We start from the raw sequence: 18235 nt of genomic DNA on the forward strand, positions 1-18235 counted from the left end.
TATAATTTGCGATAAATTTATCAAAAGGCTAAAGTGATGATAAAACAAATTTCTGGTTCACAGATGATAAGCGAAGCCTTGCACGAAGAGGGCGTTGAGATAGTTTTTGGCTATCCTGGCGGTGCAGCTTTAAATATCTACGACGAGACATATAAACAAACTTATTTTAAACACGTCTTGGTTCGCCACGAGCAAGCAGCCGTTCACGCAGCAGACGGATACGCTAGGGTTAGTGGCAAAGTTGGCGTGGCTTTTGTGACAAGCGGTCCTGGCTTTACAAACGCAGTCACAGGCCTTGCCACAGCCTACAGCGACAGCATACCGATCGTGCTTATAAGCGGTCAGGTGCCGACATTTATGATCGGCACAGACGCCTTTCAAGAGATCGACGCAGTCGGCATTTCGCGCCCATGTGTCAAACACAACTTTTTAGTAAATAGCGTCGAGGAGCTGCCTCGCATCATAAAAGAGGCCTTTTATATCGCAAGATCAGGCCGCCCAGGACCAGTTCACATCGACATCCCAAAAAATATCACATCAAAGCTTGGCGACTTTGTATATCCAAAAGAAATTTCCATCCCAAGCTACAAGCCAACCTACAAAGGCAACTCTAAGCAGATAAAAAAGGCGGCAGCTGCGATAAATGAGGCTAAAAGACCGCTTCTTTATATAGGCGGCGGTGCAGTCGCATCAAATGCTAGCGAGATCATCCGTAAATTTATGCAAAAAACAGGTATCCCAGCAGTCGAGACACTTATGGCTCTTGGCGTGCTTGACGCAAAAGATGAGCTAAATTTAGGCATGGCGGGCATGCACGGCAGCTACGCTTCAAACATGGCTTTAAGTGAGTGCGACCTTCTCATATCACTTGGCGCTAGATTTTGCGATAGGGTCACAGGCAGGACAGATGAGTTTGCTAAACATGCTAAGATCATCCACATCGACATCGATCCAAGCTCTATCTCAAAGATCATAAACGCGCACTATCCGATAGTTGGCGACCTTACAAACGTGCTAAGCGAGCTTTATGAAGAGGTGAAAGGTGAGCCTAAAAACTATGCGCCTTGGAGAGAAATTTTAGATAGATATCAAAAGCTAAATCCACTTAGCTACACAGACAGCGACACTGTGCTAAAACCACAATGGGTCGTCGAGGAGACCGCAAAGATAGCAGGCCCTGAGGCTATCATCGCAACGGACGTTGGTCAGCACCAGATGTGGGTGGCACAGTTTTATCCATTTAACCGCGCAAGGCAGCTTGTCACAAGTGGTGGCCTTGGCACGATGGGATACGGCCTCCCTGCAGCGATCGGCGCAAAGTGCGCGAAGCCTGAGCATTTGGTTGTAAATTTCACAGGCGATGGCTCGATACTTATGAATATCCAAGAGCTAATGACTGCTTATGAGACAAATGTCCCTGTCATAAACATCATCTTAAACAACAACTTCCTAGGCATGGTGCGCCAGTGGCAGACATTTTTCTATGAAAAGCGCTACTCATCAACTGATCTTAGCTTGCAGCCTGATTTTGTAAAGATCGCTGAGGGATTTGGTGGCGTTGGCTTTGTTTGCAAGAGCAAAGATGAGTTTAAAAAGGCTTTAAAAGAGGCGATCAAGAGTAGAAAATCAGCACTTATTGACGTGAGGATAGACCGCTTTGAAGACGTGCTTCCTATGGTTCCAGCTGGGGCTGCGATTTATAATATGATATTAAAGAGCAAGGAAGAAAAATGAGCAGTATAAGAAGAACGATATCGGTTATAGTTTTAAATGAACATGGTGTTTTGGCTAGAATTTCTGGGCTTTTTGCGGGCAGGGGCTACAACATCGACACGCTCACGGTCGCTCCGATACCTGAGAGCAACTTCTCAAGGCTAAGCATCGTCACAAGCGGCGATGAGAGGGTTTTAGAGCAGATCGTAAAACAGCTTCACAAGCTAATCCCAACATACAAAGTCATAGAAAGTGGCGAATTTGTCGAAAAAGAGATGGCTCTTGTGAAAATCCCACTTGGCGAAAATTTTGCCGGCCTTGAGGCGATACTAAAGACATACAATGGCATCGTCACAAACACAAACGAAAACTACATCGTCGTCATGGTGGCTGATGATGCGAGCAGAGTAGAGAGCTTTTTAAAATCGATAAAGAAATTTAACCCAGTTGATGTCGTGCGCGGCGGATCTGTGATAATGGATATATGATGAAACTAAGCGAAATAGCCTTAAAAGTAGATGCTACTTTTAGCGGAGAAGATCTTGAAATTTTTGCTCTAAATTCTTTAAAAAATGCAAATAAAGCTGAGCTAACATACTGCGATGGCGAGAAAAATGCTAAATTTATAAGCACTTCAAATGCTGGAGCTATCTTGGTGACAAAATCGCTTTTGGACTTAGTGCCGGCTGGCATGGTAGCGCTTGTGTGTGACAACCCGCACCTTGCTTTTGCCATCCTTAGTAAAATTTACGCTAAGCCGCTTTTTTGCGAGCCAAAACCATCAAATATCGCCGAAAGCGCCACTATAATGCCAAATGTCTATATCGGCTCAAACGTGAGTGTTGGCGAAAATACGATAGTGATGGCTGGAGCTTTTTTGGGCGATAACGTAACTATCGGCAAAAACTGCATCATCCACCCAAACGTCGTCATCTACAATGACTGCGTCATCGGCAATGAGTGCCACCTGCTAGCAAACTGCGTCATCGGCAGCGACGGCTTTGGCTATGCGCATACAAAAACTGGCGAGCATGTGAAAATTTATCATAATGGTAACGTTGTTTTGGGCGATTTTGTCGAGATCGGCGCTTGCACGACGATAGATCGTGGCGTTTTTGAAAGCACGATGATCGCAAACTATACAAAGATAGACAATCTCGTTCAAATAGGCCACAACTGCGAGCTTGGAAATGGCTGCCTTATCGTCTCACAAACTGGACTTGCTGGCTCAACAGTGCTAGGCAGAAATGTCGTCATGGGCGGACAAAGTGGCTCAGCTGGTCACGTAAGCGTTGGAGACTTTGCTCAGATCGCTGCACGCGGTGGTGTTAGTAAAGACCTGCCTGGCGGCAAAAAATACGCTGGAGCTTATCCTATAATGGAGCTTTCAGAGATGTTTAAAATCCAGGCTAAGATGATTAGATTTTTTAGAAAAAACTAAAAATTGCAATAACGTAGCTAGAAGATCATCATTAAGAAAAAATAACTTCAAATTTACTTGGCAGGTTGGATCAACTTGCCAAGTTTTCATATAAATTTATACAAAAAATATCTAGAAATAGGGCGGTTTAGCTATTTAAAAATATGACTAAACGCCTAAAAATTTAGCAAGGGCAAAATAAAATATAGCCGATGAGATAGCAGCTGCAGGCAGTGTGATGAGCCAAGCTAGGATGATAGGTCTTACCATTTTCCAGTTTGCGTTTTTATTTACGATGCCGATACCCAAAACCGCGCCTATTAGGATATGCGTTGAGCTAACTGGTATGCCAAGCTTTGTAGCTAGAAGTATGACGATACTTGAGGCAAGCTCCGCGCTAAAGCCAGTCGTAGGTAAAATTTCAGCTAGTTTTGAGCCGATAGTAGTGATCACCTCTTTGCCTAAAAACCAAAGTCCAACGACAAGCGAGATACCAAAGGTTACCATTGCGATACTTGGTATGGGTGAGCTTTCGTTTATAGAGCCAGTTTTTAGCACATCAAGCACAGCAGCAAATGGTCCAACTGCATTTGCTATGTCGTTTGCGCCGTGCGAAAATGCAAAAGATGAAGCGGTAAAAATTTGAAACCATGAGAAAATTCTATTGATGCTCTTTTCGCTATCGTTTTTACTCATGACGTTTATGATAGCAAGGCTTGCAAGATACGCTAGAGCGCCGATGACGAAGATGATCCAGACTGTTTGGATGATGCTAAAGGCTAAATTTATATGCTCAAGCCCTTTAAAAAGCATCATTGATGAGATGACCATCGCGGCAAATCCAGCGATGATCGGGATGTGCTTTTTCATCGCCTTAAAGGTATCTATCTCTTTTTCGCTATCTTTCATGATGCGAATTTTTGAGCGGTACTCGCTGTATTCAGTGGTTTCGATCTCGTCCTCATCGATAACTGCGATCTTTGAAAGAGTGGCTATCTGCTCCTCAGCTGGCTTTGTTTTGAGTGCTTTTATAAAGCTTTCTTTATAGGCTTTTCTCTCAGCTTTTAGCGCTTTTAAATTTGTCTTTAACTCGTGCGTTGGCTCGATTATTTTGCTTTTTACATAGCCAAATATAATGTAAGACATCACGCCGCCAAGCAGTGGCGAGATGACCCAGCTAACGGCGATCCTGCCGATCTCGCCCCAAGAGACCATATTAAATGGTTCAGGATCTTTTATCATAAATCCCATAGCAAGTCCTGCGCCAACGATGCCACCAACTATCGAGTGAGTGGTCGAGACTGGCAGACCTTTTTTGGATGCGTAAAATAGCCAAAGACCAGAGCTTAGAAGGGCTGAGATCATGATGATGACAAATTTCATCGGGTTTAGATCGCTTGGAAATTTCACGATCTCGTTTCTAATGGTATTTGTAACCTCAGATCCTGCAAATATCGCGCCGCTAAGTTCAAAAATGGCGGCTATTACAAGAGCTTGTTTTAGTGTGAGTGTTTTTGCGCCGACGCTTGTGCCAAAGCTGTTTGCAACGTCATTTCCGCCGATATTAAATGCCATAAAAAGACCAAACATACCAGCGATCAAGAATAAAAAGTAGTTATTTGTCGGGATGTATTGATAGCCCCAAACGAAAAATCCAACGCTGCAAATCGCAAAAATAACTAACGCCAAGAAGTTATCTCGAAGCAATCAAGCCCCCTTGTAAGAGTTTTTGACAAAATTATATCTTGAAAATTATTAAAGTTTTTAGAATTTTCTCACTTTAAATGATACTAAATTATTATATGTTAGAATTTGGCAAAAATATTAAGGATAAATTTTGGTTATAGCGATCGATCTTGGCTCAAACACCTTTCGTATGGCACTTATAAAAAAGGTGCAAAATGGCTTTAGCAACGAGCAAATTTATGAAAAAATAGTTGGAGCTGCAAGGGGCTTAAACGAAAGTGGCAAGATAGGTTTGGAGGCTAAAAATAGGCTTTTTGAAGCGATAGTGGAGGCTAAAAGCAAATTTGACTTTACTAAATTTAAATGCGTGGCGGTTGCGACCGAGGCATTTAGAGTGGCATCAAATAGCGAAGAAATTTTTGGCGAGATAAGAGAGAAATTTGGCATAAATTTTCATATCATTGACGGGCAAGCTGAAGCAAAACTTACATTTTTAGGCGTGCAAAATGCCTTAAAAAAGCTTGGCATAAATGATAAATTTAGCATCATCGACATCGGCGGTGCAAGCTCAGAGATAGGCGACGATGGCAAATTTATAAGCTTTAAATTTGGCATCATCACCTTTTACGAGAGATTTAAGACGCTTGATCTGATGCAAGAAAATGCAAAAATTTATACAAAAGAGGCAAGGGAATTTTTAACAAGCCTTGACAATAGACTTATCGTGCTAACTTCTGGTGTGCCGACCACTATCGCAGCGCTAAAGCTTGGGCTAAACTACGAAAGCTATGATCCAAAAAAAGTGAGCGGATATGAGCTTAAAAATGACGATCTTGCTTGGTTTATAAATGAGCTTTTAAAGATGGATGACAAAAGCGCTGACGTGGCGGTTGGAAGAAGTAGAAAGTATCCGCTCATCGCTGGAACGCTGCTTTTAAAAGAGCTTTTAAACGGACAAAATGCGAAATTTATAGTTATCGACGATGGGCTTAGAGAGGGCGTTGGAGCGGCTTATTTAAAAGGTATATTTCAAGAAATTATCACAAAATTTTAGTTATGATTTCAAAAATTTAAAGGAGAGAAAATGAGTATAAGAGAGCAAATTTTGGCCGACATAAAAGAGGCTATGAAGGCAAAAGATGAGTTTAAAAGAGATACTTTAAGGACGCTAAATGCAGCACTTAAGCAAGTCGAAGTTGATCAAAGGATCGAGATGACCGACGAGGTCGTGCTACCTCTACTTCAAAAAGAGATCAAAAAAAGGGCTGACTCAGTTGAGCTCTATCTAAAGGGAGCAAGAGAGGACCTAGCTAAAAAAGAGCAGAGCGAGATCGAGCTAATCAAGGCATATCTGCCAGCACAGCTAAGTGATGATGAGCTAAAAGAGAAGATCAAAAGCATCATTGAAAAGGTCGGTAAAAATTTAGGTGCTGTGATGAAAATGGCAAAAGATGAGATCGGAGCGAGCGCTGAAGCAAAACGCATAAGCATGATCGCAAAAGAGCTTTTGGCGTAAATTTAATATACACTTTCTCAAAGCCTGTGCGTTAAATTTAGTGTGCAGGCTTTAAAAATACTTCATCTTACATCAAATATTAATTTTGAGAGCGATGAATTTCTAAATTTAGGCTAGGGCGGTTTGCTAAATTTAAATTTATATTTTAAAGCAGGGGTTTAAAATTTGATTGTTTTACTTTGAGGTTGGCAAACCTTTAAATTTATAAACATTTTAGCTTTAGCGGCACAAAAGAAGCAAAAAACAAAAACAAACTTGGCTAAACTTAACTTTACTTTATAGCGGTATCTAGTGAATTTATAAATTTTATACTAAGCAGTTGTCAAATTTTTTAAACATGGAGTTAAATTTAACACTTTTGCTTTAAAACTAGCTTTGGTTTGCTGGTGCATTATGTGTTAAAGAAGTAAAAATTTAAAGTGGTGGGTTGCTAAATTTAGGCTTTGTTTTGCTGTAATTATCTCGTCCTAAGAAATAAATCTACAATTCTCTCACACGCCTTAAATTTCTAGAGGCTGCTATAACGTGCCTGCTGTTATGGGATGATAAAAGACAGAAAGCTTTACTGTGAGAAATGAATAAGTTTAAAAAGCAGAATTTGATATATATAAGCAGAGTATAACTAAATTTTAGCCTTGTTTTATGGCAACATTCTTGCTAAAAGAGGCAATTTTTAAAAATCATTAATTTTTCAAAATACCCTTAAAAGCACAATAAAAAAAGAATTTGATATATAAATTTAAAAAGCTAGACCCAAAGCGAGTCTAGCAAATTTGAAGTTATTTTGAAGCGACCATTTCGTTGTATGAGTTAAATATCTCTCTACTAAGATCTTCGAGCTTTCTAAACTCAGTGACAAAATGTTTTAAATTTTTCTCGTTATAGCCCTTGCCAGCTTCTGTCAAGATGGCTTTGATGTTTTTGTTAAACTCATCTACCAAATGGCGTGATTTCTCATAAGTTTTAGTGTGGCTAAAGCTCTTTGCGCACTCATTTTCATACCACGCTACAAGATCGTCTGCGTCTTTTGCTATATCATCGCCGTAGCCTTGCTCATTTACAGTGTCTGAATAAACGCCTACTTTATAGACGATGATAGCTATCTTAGCGATGATGCCAAAGGTCTTGTCTTCTACATATTTTGATCTTTGGGCTGTCTCTTTTGCATTTTGGTTAAAGCTAGCTAAAGTTTGTTTGAAATTTTCGACATTTGCTGTGGCGATCTTTGAAATTTCATCTATCTTTTTAGAGTTTTCATCGATATCTTTGGCTTCTTGCTGAAGTGTTTGGATATTTACGCCGATCTCGTGTGTCGCTTTTTGAGTGTTTTCAGCTAGTTTTCTAACCTCATCAGCGACAACTGCAAAGCCGCGTCCATGCTCGCCTGCTCGTGCTGCTTCGATAGCTGCGTTTAGAGCTAGCAAATTTGTCTGCTCAGCTATATCTTTTATCAAATTTACAACCGAAGTGATGTCGTCTGTTCTGCTATTTAGCGTGCTTATAGCGTGGCTTGAGCCCTCTATCAGCTCTTCAAGTGAGCTCATATTTACGCTTAGCTCATTGATGCTTTGCGTCGTATCCTCGGCGATTCTAGCCGTATCTTTTGCCATGAGTGCCATTTGGCTAAGGTTTTTGATACTCTCATTTAGATCGTTTCTAACATCTTCTATGCCGTCGTTGCCATTGCCAAGTGTGTCAAGTTCTTTTGAAAGTAGGCCTCTTACTTTACTTTTGTGACTATCTTTTATGCCAGTTACGCCGTTGCTCATAGAGATGGCATTTTGTTTAAATATACCGCGAAATCCCTCTGTAAAGATATTTCTATATGTTAGTCCGCTTTGAGCAGCGTCTATTGAGGTTGAAATTTCTCTTTGGAGCGCCTCAACTTGATCAAGCAAGTCATTTATACCAAGTGCTACTTCATAAAGAGGGTCATTTTCTTTTACATTTACTATCCTAGGCTCTAAGATACCGTTTCTAGCTGAGCCTACTACGCTTAAAATTTCATTTATAGAGTCAAGTTTTTTTCCAAACATATTATAGCCTTTGAAGGTTATTTACAAATTCATCATAACTTATATTTTTTTCTTTTAAAAAATCAGTTAAAAATTTCATCGAAGCATCCATGCCACCGCTCTTTTCTACCGATAATAACTTTTGATATATAGGCTCTATCACTTCAATCGCCTTTGGATTTGGCTTGCGTCTAACTGAGTAGTAGCCAACTGGATTATTTTGCACATCAAGCGAAGTTGTGATATTTGCAAAGACCCAGTAGTATCCACCATCAAAGCTTTTGTTTTTTACATAAGCAAAAATTTCTTCTCTATTTTTTATACGCTCCCAAAGCAGCTTGAAAACAGCTCTTGGCATATCTGGGTGTCTTATGATGTTGTGAGGCTTACCCAAGACTTCAGCTTGCTTTGCTCCAACTATCTTTAAAAATGGCTCGTTACAATACGTAATACGTCCTTTTAAGTCGGTCTTTGAGACCAAAAAGGCGCTCTCTTCGACCATGTGTTCTTTGTTTTCAGACATCTTCTCTCCTTTAAGATTTTAATTATTTTAGTTTTTAACGGCTTTTGATAGATCCCACATCGGCAAAAATATACCAAGAGCTAGTAAAAGCACCATACCTGCTATAAAAACGAGCAAGATAGGCTCGATATAGTTTGAGATGTTATCAATAATATCGTTAAATTTCATCCTGTAATAGTCAGTAACTTTTCCGGTCATATCATCCAAGCTACCGCTTTGCTCGCCAGCGCTTATCATCTGTATGAGCATATTTTCATATAAATTTGTATCTCTAAAGGCCTCCGTTAGGCTAACACCCCTACCAACAAGTATCTTAACGCCGCTTAGCTTCTTTTTGATATCTTTGTTTGAGACCGTTATCACAGCCGTATCAAGGGCATCTGCTATAGGCAAACCAGCTCGAACAAGCTCTGTAAAGATGAGGTTAAATCTACTCATATTCGAATAAAATATGATCTTGCCGATGAGATAGACTTTCAAAAGGTATTTATCGACCTTATCTTGAAATTCTTCACTCTCAAGGTAGTATTTTCTAAGCAAATATCCGATAAATGCAAGTGCTCCAAGGATATAAAAGCCGTAGTTTGTCATGACGTATTCGATATTTAGCAAAATTTTAGTTGGCAGTGGTAGCTCTGCATTTAACTGCTCGAAAATTTCTCTAAACTGCGGCACAACAAGTATCATGAGGATGACAAAGGCTATAATGATCGTGCAGATGACTGTTATCGGATATCGGATAGCTTTTTTAAATTTTTGCTGATTGTCCCAGACCTCTTGCAAGATAGAGGCGAGCTTTGCAAGCGCGTCAGCCATATTACCAGTGCTTTCCCCTAGTCTTATCATCGCAAGCGTCACATCGCCTAGCTCTTCTTTGAAATTTTCTATGCTATTTGTGAGGCTTGAGCCTTGATTTAGCTCCTCATCTATAGTTTGAAATATAAATTTAAGGCGCTTATCCTCGGTGGAGTTTGCAACCTCTTTAATGCTATCGTGGATAGAAATTCCAGCATTTGTCATAACGCTAAGCTGCCTTATGGTGGCTACTAAATTTGGAATTTTCACCTTTGGATTAGTAAAAGCTTTTGCGATCACATTTTGTAAATTTTCAAAGTTATTTATGCTAGAAGTTTGCGTCTCTTTGATCTTTACGATCATGCCAGTAACATTTGCTTTGTCTTTGATCTCACTTTTATTGTTCGCTCTTAGGCTCATCTTATGGCGTTTGCCGTTTTGGATGTACTCAACCTCAAAGTATTTCATATCTTAGCAACCCTATAAACTTCTTCAAGCGTGGTTATGCCATTTGCTGCCCTTACGACACCATCATGAAACATATCTATAAAGCCCTCTTTGTAAGCTACGCTTTTAAGCTCATCTTTAGAAGCATCATTTGCAACCATGCTTGCTATATGGTCACTAATAGGTAAAATTTCACTTATCATCTCACGTCCTAGATACCCAGTTTGTGAGCATTGCGGACATCCGACGCTTTTATAAAACTGGTAGTTTTCAGGGACAAATTTCTTAACCTCGTCAAATGCCTTTTGAGATAGTGTGATCTTTTGTTTGCAGTGTGGGCAGAGCTTTCTAACAAGCCTTTGAGCCTCTATGCAAACGAGCGCGCCACTTACTAGATAAGGCTCGATGCCCATATCTATCATACGAGGAAGTGCACTTATGGCATCATTTGTGTGAAGCGTAGAAAAGACAAGGTGACCAGTAAGTGCTGCTTGTATCGCTATGCGAAGCGTCTCTTGATCCCTGATCTCGCCTATCATTATGACATCTGGATCTTGTCTTAAGATAGAGCGAAGGGCTGAGACAAAGGTAAGTCCAGCTTTTTCATTTACATGCACTTGTTGGATCATATTTAGCTGGTATTCGACTGGATCTTCAACTGTGATGATCTTAGTTTTTACGCTTTTTATATCATTTAGAGCGCCATAAAGTGTCGTAGTCTTACCTGAGCCTGTTGGGCCAGTAACAAGGATGATGCCATAAGGCGCTTTCATGCTCTTTTTAAATTTAGCGAAATTATCTGGATGCATGCCAAGATCTTCTAAATTTATAATAACCTTTGACTTATCCAAAATTCTTAAAACTATACTTTCGCCATTTAAGATAGGTAGCGTCGAGATACGAAAATCATACTCTTTGTCTAAAATTTGAGCTGAAAATCTACCATCTTGTGGGCGGCGGCGCTCTGCGATGTCCATGTTTGAAAGTAGCTTCATACGGCTAACCATCGGCGGATAGATATCTTTATCAAATATAAATGTCTCACTTAGCATGCCATCGATCCTGCTTCTTACGATGCAGTTTGTCTCGGTTGGCTCGATGTGGATGTCGCTGGCTCTGCTTTGGATAGATGTTTTTAAGATGATCTCGATTAGCTTTAAAATTCCAGAGTTTTCACTGTTTTGACCTTGGCTAGCCGAGCTTGAAAGCTCTCTTCTGATCTCTGTTATCACATCTTTTATGCTCTCATTTAGTGCTAGCTTGCTTATATATTTTTCTATCTGAGTTGGCTGAGCGATGGCAACTTTTAGTAGTTTTCTATTAAATAAATTTTGCACCTTATCTTGAGCGATAACGTCAAATGGATTTTTAAAAGCGACATATACGCTTATCTCATCTTCTTTTACTGGGATCGCGCTATATGTCTTTAGTTGAGCGGTGCTTAGCTTTTCGCTAATGCGGTAGTCGATGTCGATATCATCAAGATCAAAGTATAAAACCTTAAATTTCTCGCTTATAAATTTAACAAAAGCCTTGATATCAAGTTCAAGGTCGTTTGAAATTTCATCGATATTTACATGCCCTCTTCTATAAATATCAGACAAAATTTCCATAAAGTCTTCATCATTTAGTAAATTTTCATCTCTTAAAATTTTAACAAGACCTTTGCCTTCTTGCTCGCTTATCTGCTTTATCTTTTCTATATCTGATGTGCTTAGTTTGCCGTTTTGTTCTATATTTTTTAAGATTACATTTTCTACATTTTTCATTATCTATACTCTATTTGTGATTTCAGGTCGTTATTTTTAAAAATTTTAAGCACTAACTTTGGTATTTGCCCATTTGTTGGGCTTATCTCATATCTTGTGTCAGAATTTGGCTCTTCAAAGATAAATGTACCAAGCTCTTCAACATACTCTTTTTTTACAAATTTATCAAACAAAAATGAAAGTATATAATCACTCTTTGGAAGCCTGATATAGCTTATATCAACGCCATCTATCATAGCGTGAAATAAGAGCTTTTTCTTAAACAAGATGTCAGCAAAATAGGCAGCATTTTCTCTTGATTTTTCGCTCTTTACTAGCTTATCGATCGGAGTTGCTAGCCTGTTTAGATCGTTCATCTTTATGCAAGCGATGCCAAACATAGAAATTTGTTCTTCGTTATTTTGTGTTTTTAAAAAGTCCTCAACCTTTTGGTTGCAGACTTTTGCATAGTTTGCGCTATTAAAGTCATCTCTTATCTCGGTTAGACTAACAGCAAAAACTTCACAAACAAAAACCAAAAAAATAACAAAAAATTTCATAATGTTCCACTTTTTATCTTATTTATAAGCTCATTTATTGAAGCTTTGTTTAAGTTTTTATTATACTCCCTTAGAGCTTTTATGGCATCATCGCTTTGTTTTAGCTTATATTTCGACTTTGCAAAGATGATCCACGACTCCTCTAAGCTATTATCTATATCGTTTGCAGCAAGCGACCACTTTATAGCTTCTTTGAAATTATTGTTTCTAAAATTTAATCTCGCAAGCTCAAGTGCAATAGTTGGATTATTTGTCTTTAAAAATTGTTCTCTTAGCACGCTCTCTTCATTTGATGCTGAAGTTACTTGTATATTTACACGCTTTCTAGCTGGCTTTGACTCAAGATCTATCACTTCATCTTGTGGCACGCTTATGCCATTTTGTTCGGTAAGTGGCTCTTCATCAGGGATGTTTAGCTTAAGCCAACCTTGTGAGTTTCTTTGCCTTTTTGGGTCGTTTTTTGAAGTATCGTTTGTCTCGTTTATTTTTACAACCTCTTCAAGCTTTTTAGCTATCTTATCAGCTAGCTCATCTTGCTTCTTACCCTCTTCAAATTTAGCCTTAGCAACCTCGCTCTTTTGCTTTAGCTCACTAAGCACGCTTACATTTGTCTCATTTTTTTCTACTATTTTTACAGCTGTTGCGTTTTTGGCTAAAACTTTATCGCTTTTACTAGCAAGACTTGGAGTTTTCTCTATGCTTAGCGCTATCAACGCAGACAGTAAAATGATAATAAGCAAAAGCTCAATGATTAAAATTTTAGAGTTTTTGGCATTAAAAATTTTATGCAAAAAACCGCCATTTTTTTTCTTGTAGCTCTCATAAAGCTTTTCTAGTCTTTGAATTTCTTGTGGTTCAAGCATCGATTAGCCCCGCATCAAGTGCAGCCATGGTAAGTATCATGGTATTTGCCTTATCGCCGCTAAGCTTTGAAGGCTGATACTGCTCGTAGTATTCGCAAATTTCATAGAATTTATACATGATCTTGTTTAGCGTTCTTAAATTTCCACCGCAAAATGAGTAGGCGCACTCGTAATCTTTTTTCTCAAATTTAAGGTATTTATCATAGTTTTTTTGACTAAGCTTTCTTTGTAAGTATATGATGATCTCATTTACATCAGCACTACTTAGCTCGATGCTCTCCCAAATTCTAGTCTGAAAATAATCTTTTGCCAAAATATCTTCATTTTCAGTTTTATGTATTGTAAAGAGAAATTTAAACATCCTAGTATCAGCCATAAGCCTTATTTTCTCAATAAGCTCGGTCGGATAGAGCTGCGCTTCATCTAGGATAACCGTCATTTGATTTTTTAAAATTTCATCTTTACTGCTAAAGTCTTTTGAATAAAATTTTATAAAGCTCTCAAAGTTGTTTATATCTTCAAGCTTTTTTCCATAAATTTGCTCACAAAGTGCCTCGATAAATGTCGCCTCGCTAAAAAATGGATGCGGAAAAAAGATGAGACTTTTATCCTCTTTTAGATCATTTGCGATCTTGTTTAGCAAAAAGGTCTTGCCGCTACCTGGCTTGCCATAAAACAAGATGAGCTTTAGTGGCTTTTTTAGAGCTAAAACTATCTTGTTGTAGCAGCTAATAGAGTTGTCTAAATTTACGAAATTTAAACTCTCGTCTTCATCTATGAAAACATCTTTTATATGCGTATAAATATTTTCGTTACTCATAGATCGATTTAGAAAATCCTAGATCTTTTAGCGACTGCTGAACTGGTTTTGGATCTTCAAGATCAACAACTCTTGGTGTGATGACAAAGATAAGCTCAGTAGTTTTTACGCCATCTCTTGTGCTTTTAAAGACACTTCCTATCAAAGGTATGTCAGCTAGAAGTGGCACAGCTGTATTTTGCTTATTTTTAGTCTGTCCGATAAGTCCGCCAAGTATGATCGTATCGCCACTATTTACCTGAACGACTGTTGAGAGTTTTTTCTGAACTGTATCAGGGGCGATCTCTCTAATGGCTGTATTTTGCGATCTTATGTCATCTTCTGCATACTTAAAGCTGCTTAAGCTTGGGTTGATGCGAAGCATGATCTTATTGTTATCTGAGACTTCTGGGAGTAAATTTAACAAGATACCTATAAATACAGAGTATTGTTTATAAGTTGTTGTAAGCCTGTTGTTATTATTGTTGTTGCTACCATTATCTGTCTCTTCCATTACGCGGTAGTTTATATTATCGCCCACAGAGATTAGCGCTTGTTGGTTGTTTAGAGTGGTTACTTTTGGACTTGAAACGACCTTTGTTTTGCCATTTGTTTCAAGGAAATTTATCATACCATCAAGGCTAAAGTTTAAATTTGCAGCGATATTTAAAGTTTTACCAAAGCTATCTGTTGGACTATTGCCTTTGTTGCCTATCCATTTTGCACCTGAGCTGTCACTAGGATTTGCATTTCCGATATATGTATTAAATCCAAGCTCAAATTTACTCCAATCAACACCTTGTTTATATTCATTATTTAGATCAACTGCGATGATAGAAACGTCGATGATGACTTGTTTTTTAAGTCTTCTTTGCATCTCAGCTATATATTTTTCAACGCGTTTTAGCTGTGACGGGGTAGCTGTAACCGTGATAAGTCCAGCATTTTGGTTTATGATAGGATCTGGCGCTGTGATGTGCTCACTGTTATTGTTTAAGATAGCTTTTAGCTCAGCGTCAAGCTTCTCCCAAAAGTCAAATTTTTCAGTTGTTCTTATCAAGTTGTTTTCATTTTTTATATCGTTTGAGCTAGTGTCACTACTTGAGCTATTGCCTACTTCTGACGGAGAGGCATCAACTGAAGCTTTTGTGATGGCTGTGCCCTCACGGATAGAGGTGATATAGTCTATTTTAAAAATTTTTGTTTGAAGCGATGAGATTTTTAAGACATTATTTGAAAACTCATAGCTTAAATTTTTCTCGTTTAAAAGCAGATCAAAGACCTCGCTTAAGCTCATATTTCTTATATTTACGCCAAAGACTTTATCGTCAAGCTCTTTTTTGCTGTAAGCATCTTTTGCAACGATACTAAAATCACACATTTCAGAGAGCTGATTTAAAACGTCTCCAAGACTTATATCGTCTGTGATCTTCATACTAAAATTTTTACTCAAGCATGTGCTTGGTTTTGCCATTATAGGGGTAGCTAAAAATGAAGCCAACGCCGCAGTTATAATAAATTTACTTAATTTTGATACCAACATTTTTACTTCCATTTTTAAGAGTTAGTTCTTGTTTTTCACCATCTTTTACGATGATAACCTTGCTATTTTGAACACTTGTGATGTTGTAATCATCAACCATATCTCCCACTTTATACCACTTGCCATTTATATTTGCTTTATTTAGCAAAATGGCCTTTAGCACAAACCCCCTTGCAGAAGAGTATTTTGTAGTGTTTTGATCGCCTTTTGGAGCAACTGGCAAATTTAGCTTGAAAGGATCTTGTAAGCTAGAAATTTCACCGCTATTAAGCCCCTTTCTTTGCTCCTTTATCTTAACAAAAACTTCATCATAGTTTTTCATCTCGCCTTCAAACTCATTGCCAAATAGACTTAGAGCTAAAATTAAAAATAAACCAAATTTTTTCATCAGTACTTCATACCCCACACTGAGATAGAGAGCTTAGCTCCTAGATCTTTTTGAGTGGAATTTATATCCATTTTGTGAAGATCTACTACGAGTTTTGACTCTTCAAGTCCGTTTATATAGCTAAGCATATCTTTAAAATTTCCAAGGCAAGTGACATCTATATTTAAAATTTGCTCTATCTTTTGGAAATTTGGCTCTTTTATATCGCTTTTAAGCTCTAAAATTTTTATATTATTTTGTTTTGCCAAAAGCACGATACTATCTATATAGTTTGCCCAGTTTTGATTGTCAAAAAGCAAAAATGAAAGCTCTTTAAGCTTTGAATCAAAATAGGTATTAAATTTCAAAATATTCGTATAGCGAAGTTTTAGATTGCTTAAGTTTCTATTTTCTTCGTTTATCTTAAAATTTCTATCGCCATCAGGGGAGCTAACTGAGGCTAGATAATTTCTAGTGTTTTCTAACTTTGTAGAAATTCTCGTATGTTTATCAAGCTTTTCATCAAAGAAATTTTGTGCAGGATCAAAGCATAGCATATAGACAAGATAAGCTATGATAAGCGCTGAGCCAAGAAAAATAAGGTTTGTTTCGTTTGGCTTTTTGCTATCAAAGTATTGATCTATTTTGCTTAAAATATCTTGTCTCATTGTCTAATCTCTATGCTTATATTACTTTCATACTCGTGTTTAGCGTCATCTGAACGAATTTTTTTAGTATTTACCAAGTATTTTTCATCTTTGCTGATATCTTTGATCAACTGGGTTATCCTTTTTTCATTATCACTAACTGCAGTTATGGTCAAATTTCTATCGTTATTTACGATGTTTGTGATATGAACTGCGTTTAGATTTAAAATATCGGTAATTTTAAAAAGATTTAAACCCTTCATAGCGTAATTATCTTTTTTATTTTCGATCTCAGCAAGCAGACCTTTTCTGAAATTTAGCTTTTCATTCTCTTTTTGAGTCTGTTCTTTTACTGCTTCTTGTTCTCTTGAAATTTTAGCAAGCGTCTCTTTTATCTGCATCTCTTGTGCGTTTAGGACGCTATATTCATCATTTAGTCTTGCGCTGTCTTTTTCTAAAACAAGACCAGCTATGTAGTTATATGCTGGATATAACATACTTAGCGCAAATGCCGCAGCGCAAGTTAGCAAAAATTTACCACTTTTTCTTTTGACAAATGGATCTGGACGGAGCATATTTGAGAGGTTAAAGTTCTCATAAAATGGCTCTTTGGTATAAAATCTACCAAATAAAGCCATAACGTTATAACGCTCGTTGATAGTGTAGTTTTTGTTATTTATCGCAACTTTTATGTCTATATACTCGGCATCCAAACCAAGTTTAGTTGAGATGAAATTTGCAAAATTTTTGATCTCATAGTCGCAATCTATATAAATTTTCTTTATGGCTATGCCATTTTGGCTATTTATAATATTTAATATATCGTTAAAATAAAAAATATAATCTTCAAAAACTGTGTTTAGATCGTAGTTAAAGCCATCATCATCTTTATTTACAAGTCCTCTTTGAGATAGAACCTCGATAAATTTTTCATCGCTTAGGCGATCGCCGCTTTGCTCTAAGAATTTATCTTTAAGATAGTTTAGGTTATAGCGGATTTCTCTAGCTGTAAAAAAATCACCATCTAAATATATGCTTAAAAATGATTCATCTTTTCTAAGCGCAATAAAGCAGTCTGCTTGAGTGCTAGGAAGCAAGCCTTTTTTATAAATAGCAGAGTAGATCAAAGGCTCAGGCGCAAGGTAGTCGATATATGGGACCTTTTTTGCAACTGCTTTAAAGGTCGAATTTAAATTTTCACCCGTGACAACAAAAGCGGTAAAAACTCTTTTTTCTTTTTTTATATGGTTCTCTTCTGAGAAAAATAGCCTATTATCAAGCGCAGGATCAAGCGAAAGCTCTGCATAAACCTTTTCGTGGAGCTCCTCATAAAGAGTGTCGTTATCAACGCTTCTAGGGATAAAAAATGTTGTTGTTTTTAAGTCTTTAAATTTTATATATGAGATGAAAAAGTCGCGTTTATTGACTGTTTTTGAAAAGTTAAAAGCTTCTACATTGCTGTTGTGATAACGAAATCCTTTATAGTCATACGGGTCTATTGCAACTATAGAAATTTCACTATTTTTTTTAATATTCATCATGAACCAAAAACCTTTTGAACGCTAATTAATTATTCTAATATCTTTAAAATAA

Annotated in this window: 17 protein-coding genes; 5 read left to right on the forward strand and 12 right to left on the reverse strand. The window is 37.7% G+C overall.

Annotated elements, in window-relative coordinates; genetic code table 11:
• The first annotated feature begins 39 nt into the window (after positions 1-39).
• From CVS91_RS00785 to lpxD, 3 genes are read left to right on the forward strand one after another with little or no spacing between them, the layout of a single operon-like run.
• On the forward strand, positions 40-1734 hold the full coding sequence (locus CVS91_RS00785) for an acetolactate synthase large subunit (protein WP_234409642.1): 1695 nt from the start codon (positions 40-42) through the stop codon (positions 1732-1734).
• Positions 1735-1739: 5 nt separating this feature from the next.
• Complete coding sequence (gene ilvN / locus CVS91_RS00790) at positions 1740-2201, forward strand: acetolactate synthase small subunit (protein ID WP_223227413.1); 462 nt, start codon at positions 1740-1742, stop codon at positions 2199-2201.
• Entirely contained in the window at positions 2201-3154 is a 954-nt protein-coding gene (gene lpxD / locus CVS91_RS00795; protein ID WP_107829602.1) for a UDP-3-O-(3-hydroxymyristoyl)glucosamine N-acyltransferase, read from the forward strand. Before ilvN ends, lpxD begins: the two co-directional genes overlap by 1 nt.
• Positions 3155-3301: 147 nt before the next feature.
• Here the strand turns inward: lpxD and CVS91_RS00800 are convergent, their stop codons facing one another.
• Entirely contained in the window at positions 3302-4840 is a 1539-nt protein-coding gene (locus tag CVS91_RS00800) for an inorganic phosphate transporter (protein ID WP_021086805.1), read from the reverse strand.
• A 130-nt stretch (positions 4841-4970) separates the two neighbouring features.
• Here CVS91_RS00800 and CVS91_RS00805 point away from each other — a divergent pair, with 130 nt between their 5' ends.
• Positions 4971-5873 carry a disulfide bond formation protein DsbA gene (locus CVS91_RS00805; RefSeq protein WP_107829604.1) on the forward strand — a complete coding sequence of 301 codons (903 nt, stop codon included), beginning with the start codon at positions 4971-4973 and terminating at the stop codon, positions 5871-5873.
• Between the two features lie 30 nt (positions 5874-5903).
• Positions 5904-6335 (forward strand): GatB/YqeY domain-containing protein, encoded by a 432-nt coding sequence (locus CVS91_RS00810; protein WP_009293851.1) that lies wholly within the window; start codon positions 5904-5906, stop codon positions 6333-6335.
• Positions 6336-7114: 779 nt separating this feature from the next.
• On the opposite strand, the gene CVS91_RS00815 is transcribed toward CVS91_RS00810, so the two are convergent.
• From CVS91_RS00815 to CVS91_RS00865, 11 genes are read right to left on the reverse strand one after another with little or no spacing between them, the layout of a single operon-like run.
• Positions 7115-8371 (reverse strand): methyl-accepting chemotaxis protein, encoded by a 1257-nt coding sequence (locus CVS91_RS00815; protein ID WP_103597589.1) that lies wholly within the window; start codon positions 8369-8371, stop codon positions 7115-7117.
• Between the two features lies 1 nt (position 8372).
• Positions 8373-8873, reverse strand: a complete 501-nt coding sequence (locus CVS91_RS00820) for a PAS domain-containing protein (protein WP_107829606.1) — start codon at positions 8871-8873, stop codon at positions 8373-8375.
• Between the two features lie 27 nt (positions 8874-8900).
• A complete protein-coding gene (locus CVS91_RS00825; RefSeq protein WP_107829608.1) occupies positions 8901-10136 on the reverse strand; it encodes a type II secretion system F family protein in 1236 nt (411 codons plus the stop codon).
• A complete protein-coding gene (locus CVS91_RS00830) occupies positions 10133-11884 on the reverse strand; it encodes a GspE/PulE family protein (RefSeq protein ID WP_107829610.1) in 1752 nt (583 codons plus the stop codon). The genes CVS91_RS00825 and CVS91_RS00830 overlap by 4 nt, the downstream gene beginning before the upstream one ends.
• A complete protein-coding gene (locus CVS91_RS00835) occupies positions 11884-12423 on the reverse strand; it encodes a hypothetical protein (protein ID WP_012001749.1) in 540 nt (179 codons plus the stop codon). The genes CVS91_RS00830 and CVS91_RS00835 overlap by 1 nt, the downstream gene beginning before the upstream one ends.
• Entirely contained in the window at positions 12420-13286 is an 867-nt protein-coding gene (locus tag CVS91_RS00840; protein ID WP_107829612.1) for a CDC27 family protein, read from the reverse strand. The genes CVS91_RS00835 and CVS91_RS00840 overlap by 4 nt, the downstream gene beginning before the upstream one ends.
• Complete coding sequence (locus CVS91_RS00845) at positions 13279-14106, reverse strand: ATP-binding protein (RefSeq protein WP_002940497.1); 828 nt, start codon at positions 14104-14106, stop codon at positions 13279-13281. The genes CVS91_RS00840 and CVS91_RS00845 overlap by 8 nt, the downstream gene beginning before the upstream one ends.
• On the reverse strand, positions 14099-15628 hold the full coding sequence (mshL, locus tag CVS91_RS00850) for a pilus (MSHA type) biogenesis protein MshL (protein WP_107829614.1): 1530 nt from the start codon (positions 15626-15628) through the stop codon (positions 14099-14101). Before mshL ends, CVS91_RS00845 begins: the two co-directional genes overlap by 8 nt.
• Positions 15606-16016 (reverse strand): hypothetical protein, encoded by a 411-nt coding sequence (locus tag CVS91_RS00855; RefSeq protein WP_107829616.1) that lies wholly within the window; start codon positions 16014-16016, stop codon positions 15606-15608. The genes mshL and CVS91_RS00855 overlap by 23 nt, the downstream gene beginning before the upstream one ends.
• Positions 16016-16663 (reverse strand): hypothetical protein, encoded by a 648-nt coding sequence (locus CVS91_RS00860; protein ID WP_012001744.1) that lies wholly within the window; start codon positions 16661-16663, stop codon positions 16016-16018. Before CVS91_RS00860 ends, CVS91_RS00855 begins: the two co-directional genes overlap by 1 nt.
• Positions 16660-18183 carry a C4-dicarboxylate ABC transporter gene (locus CVS91_RS00865; RefSeq protein ID WP_107829618.1) on the reverse strand — a complete coding sequence of 508 codons (1524 nt, stop codon included), beginning with the start codon at positions 18181-18183 and terminating at the stop codon, positions 16660-16662. Before CVS91_RS00865 ends, CVS91_RS00860 begins: the two co-directional genes overlap by 4 nt.
• Positions 18184-18235 lie beyond the last annotated feature (52 nt).

The sequence above is a fragment of the Campylobacter concisus genome (assembly GCF_003048985.1).
In the GTDB taxonomy this organism is placed as follows: Bacteria; Campylobacterota; Campylobacteria; order Campylobacterales; family Campylobacteraceae; genus Campylobacter_A; species Campylobacter_A concisus_AY.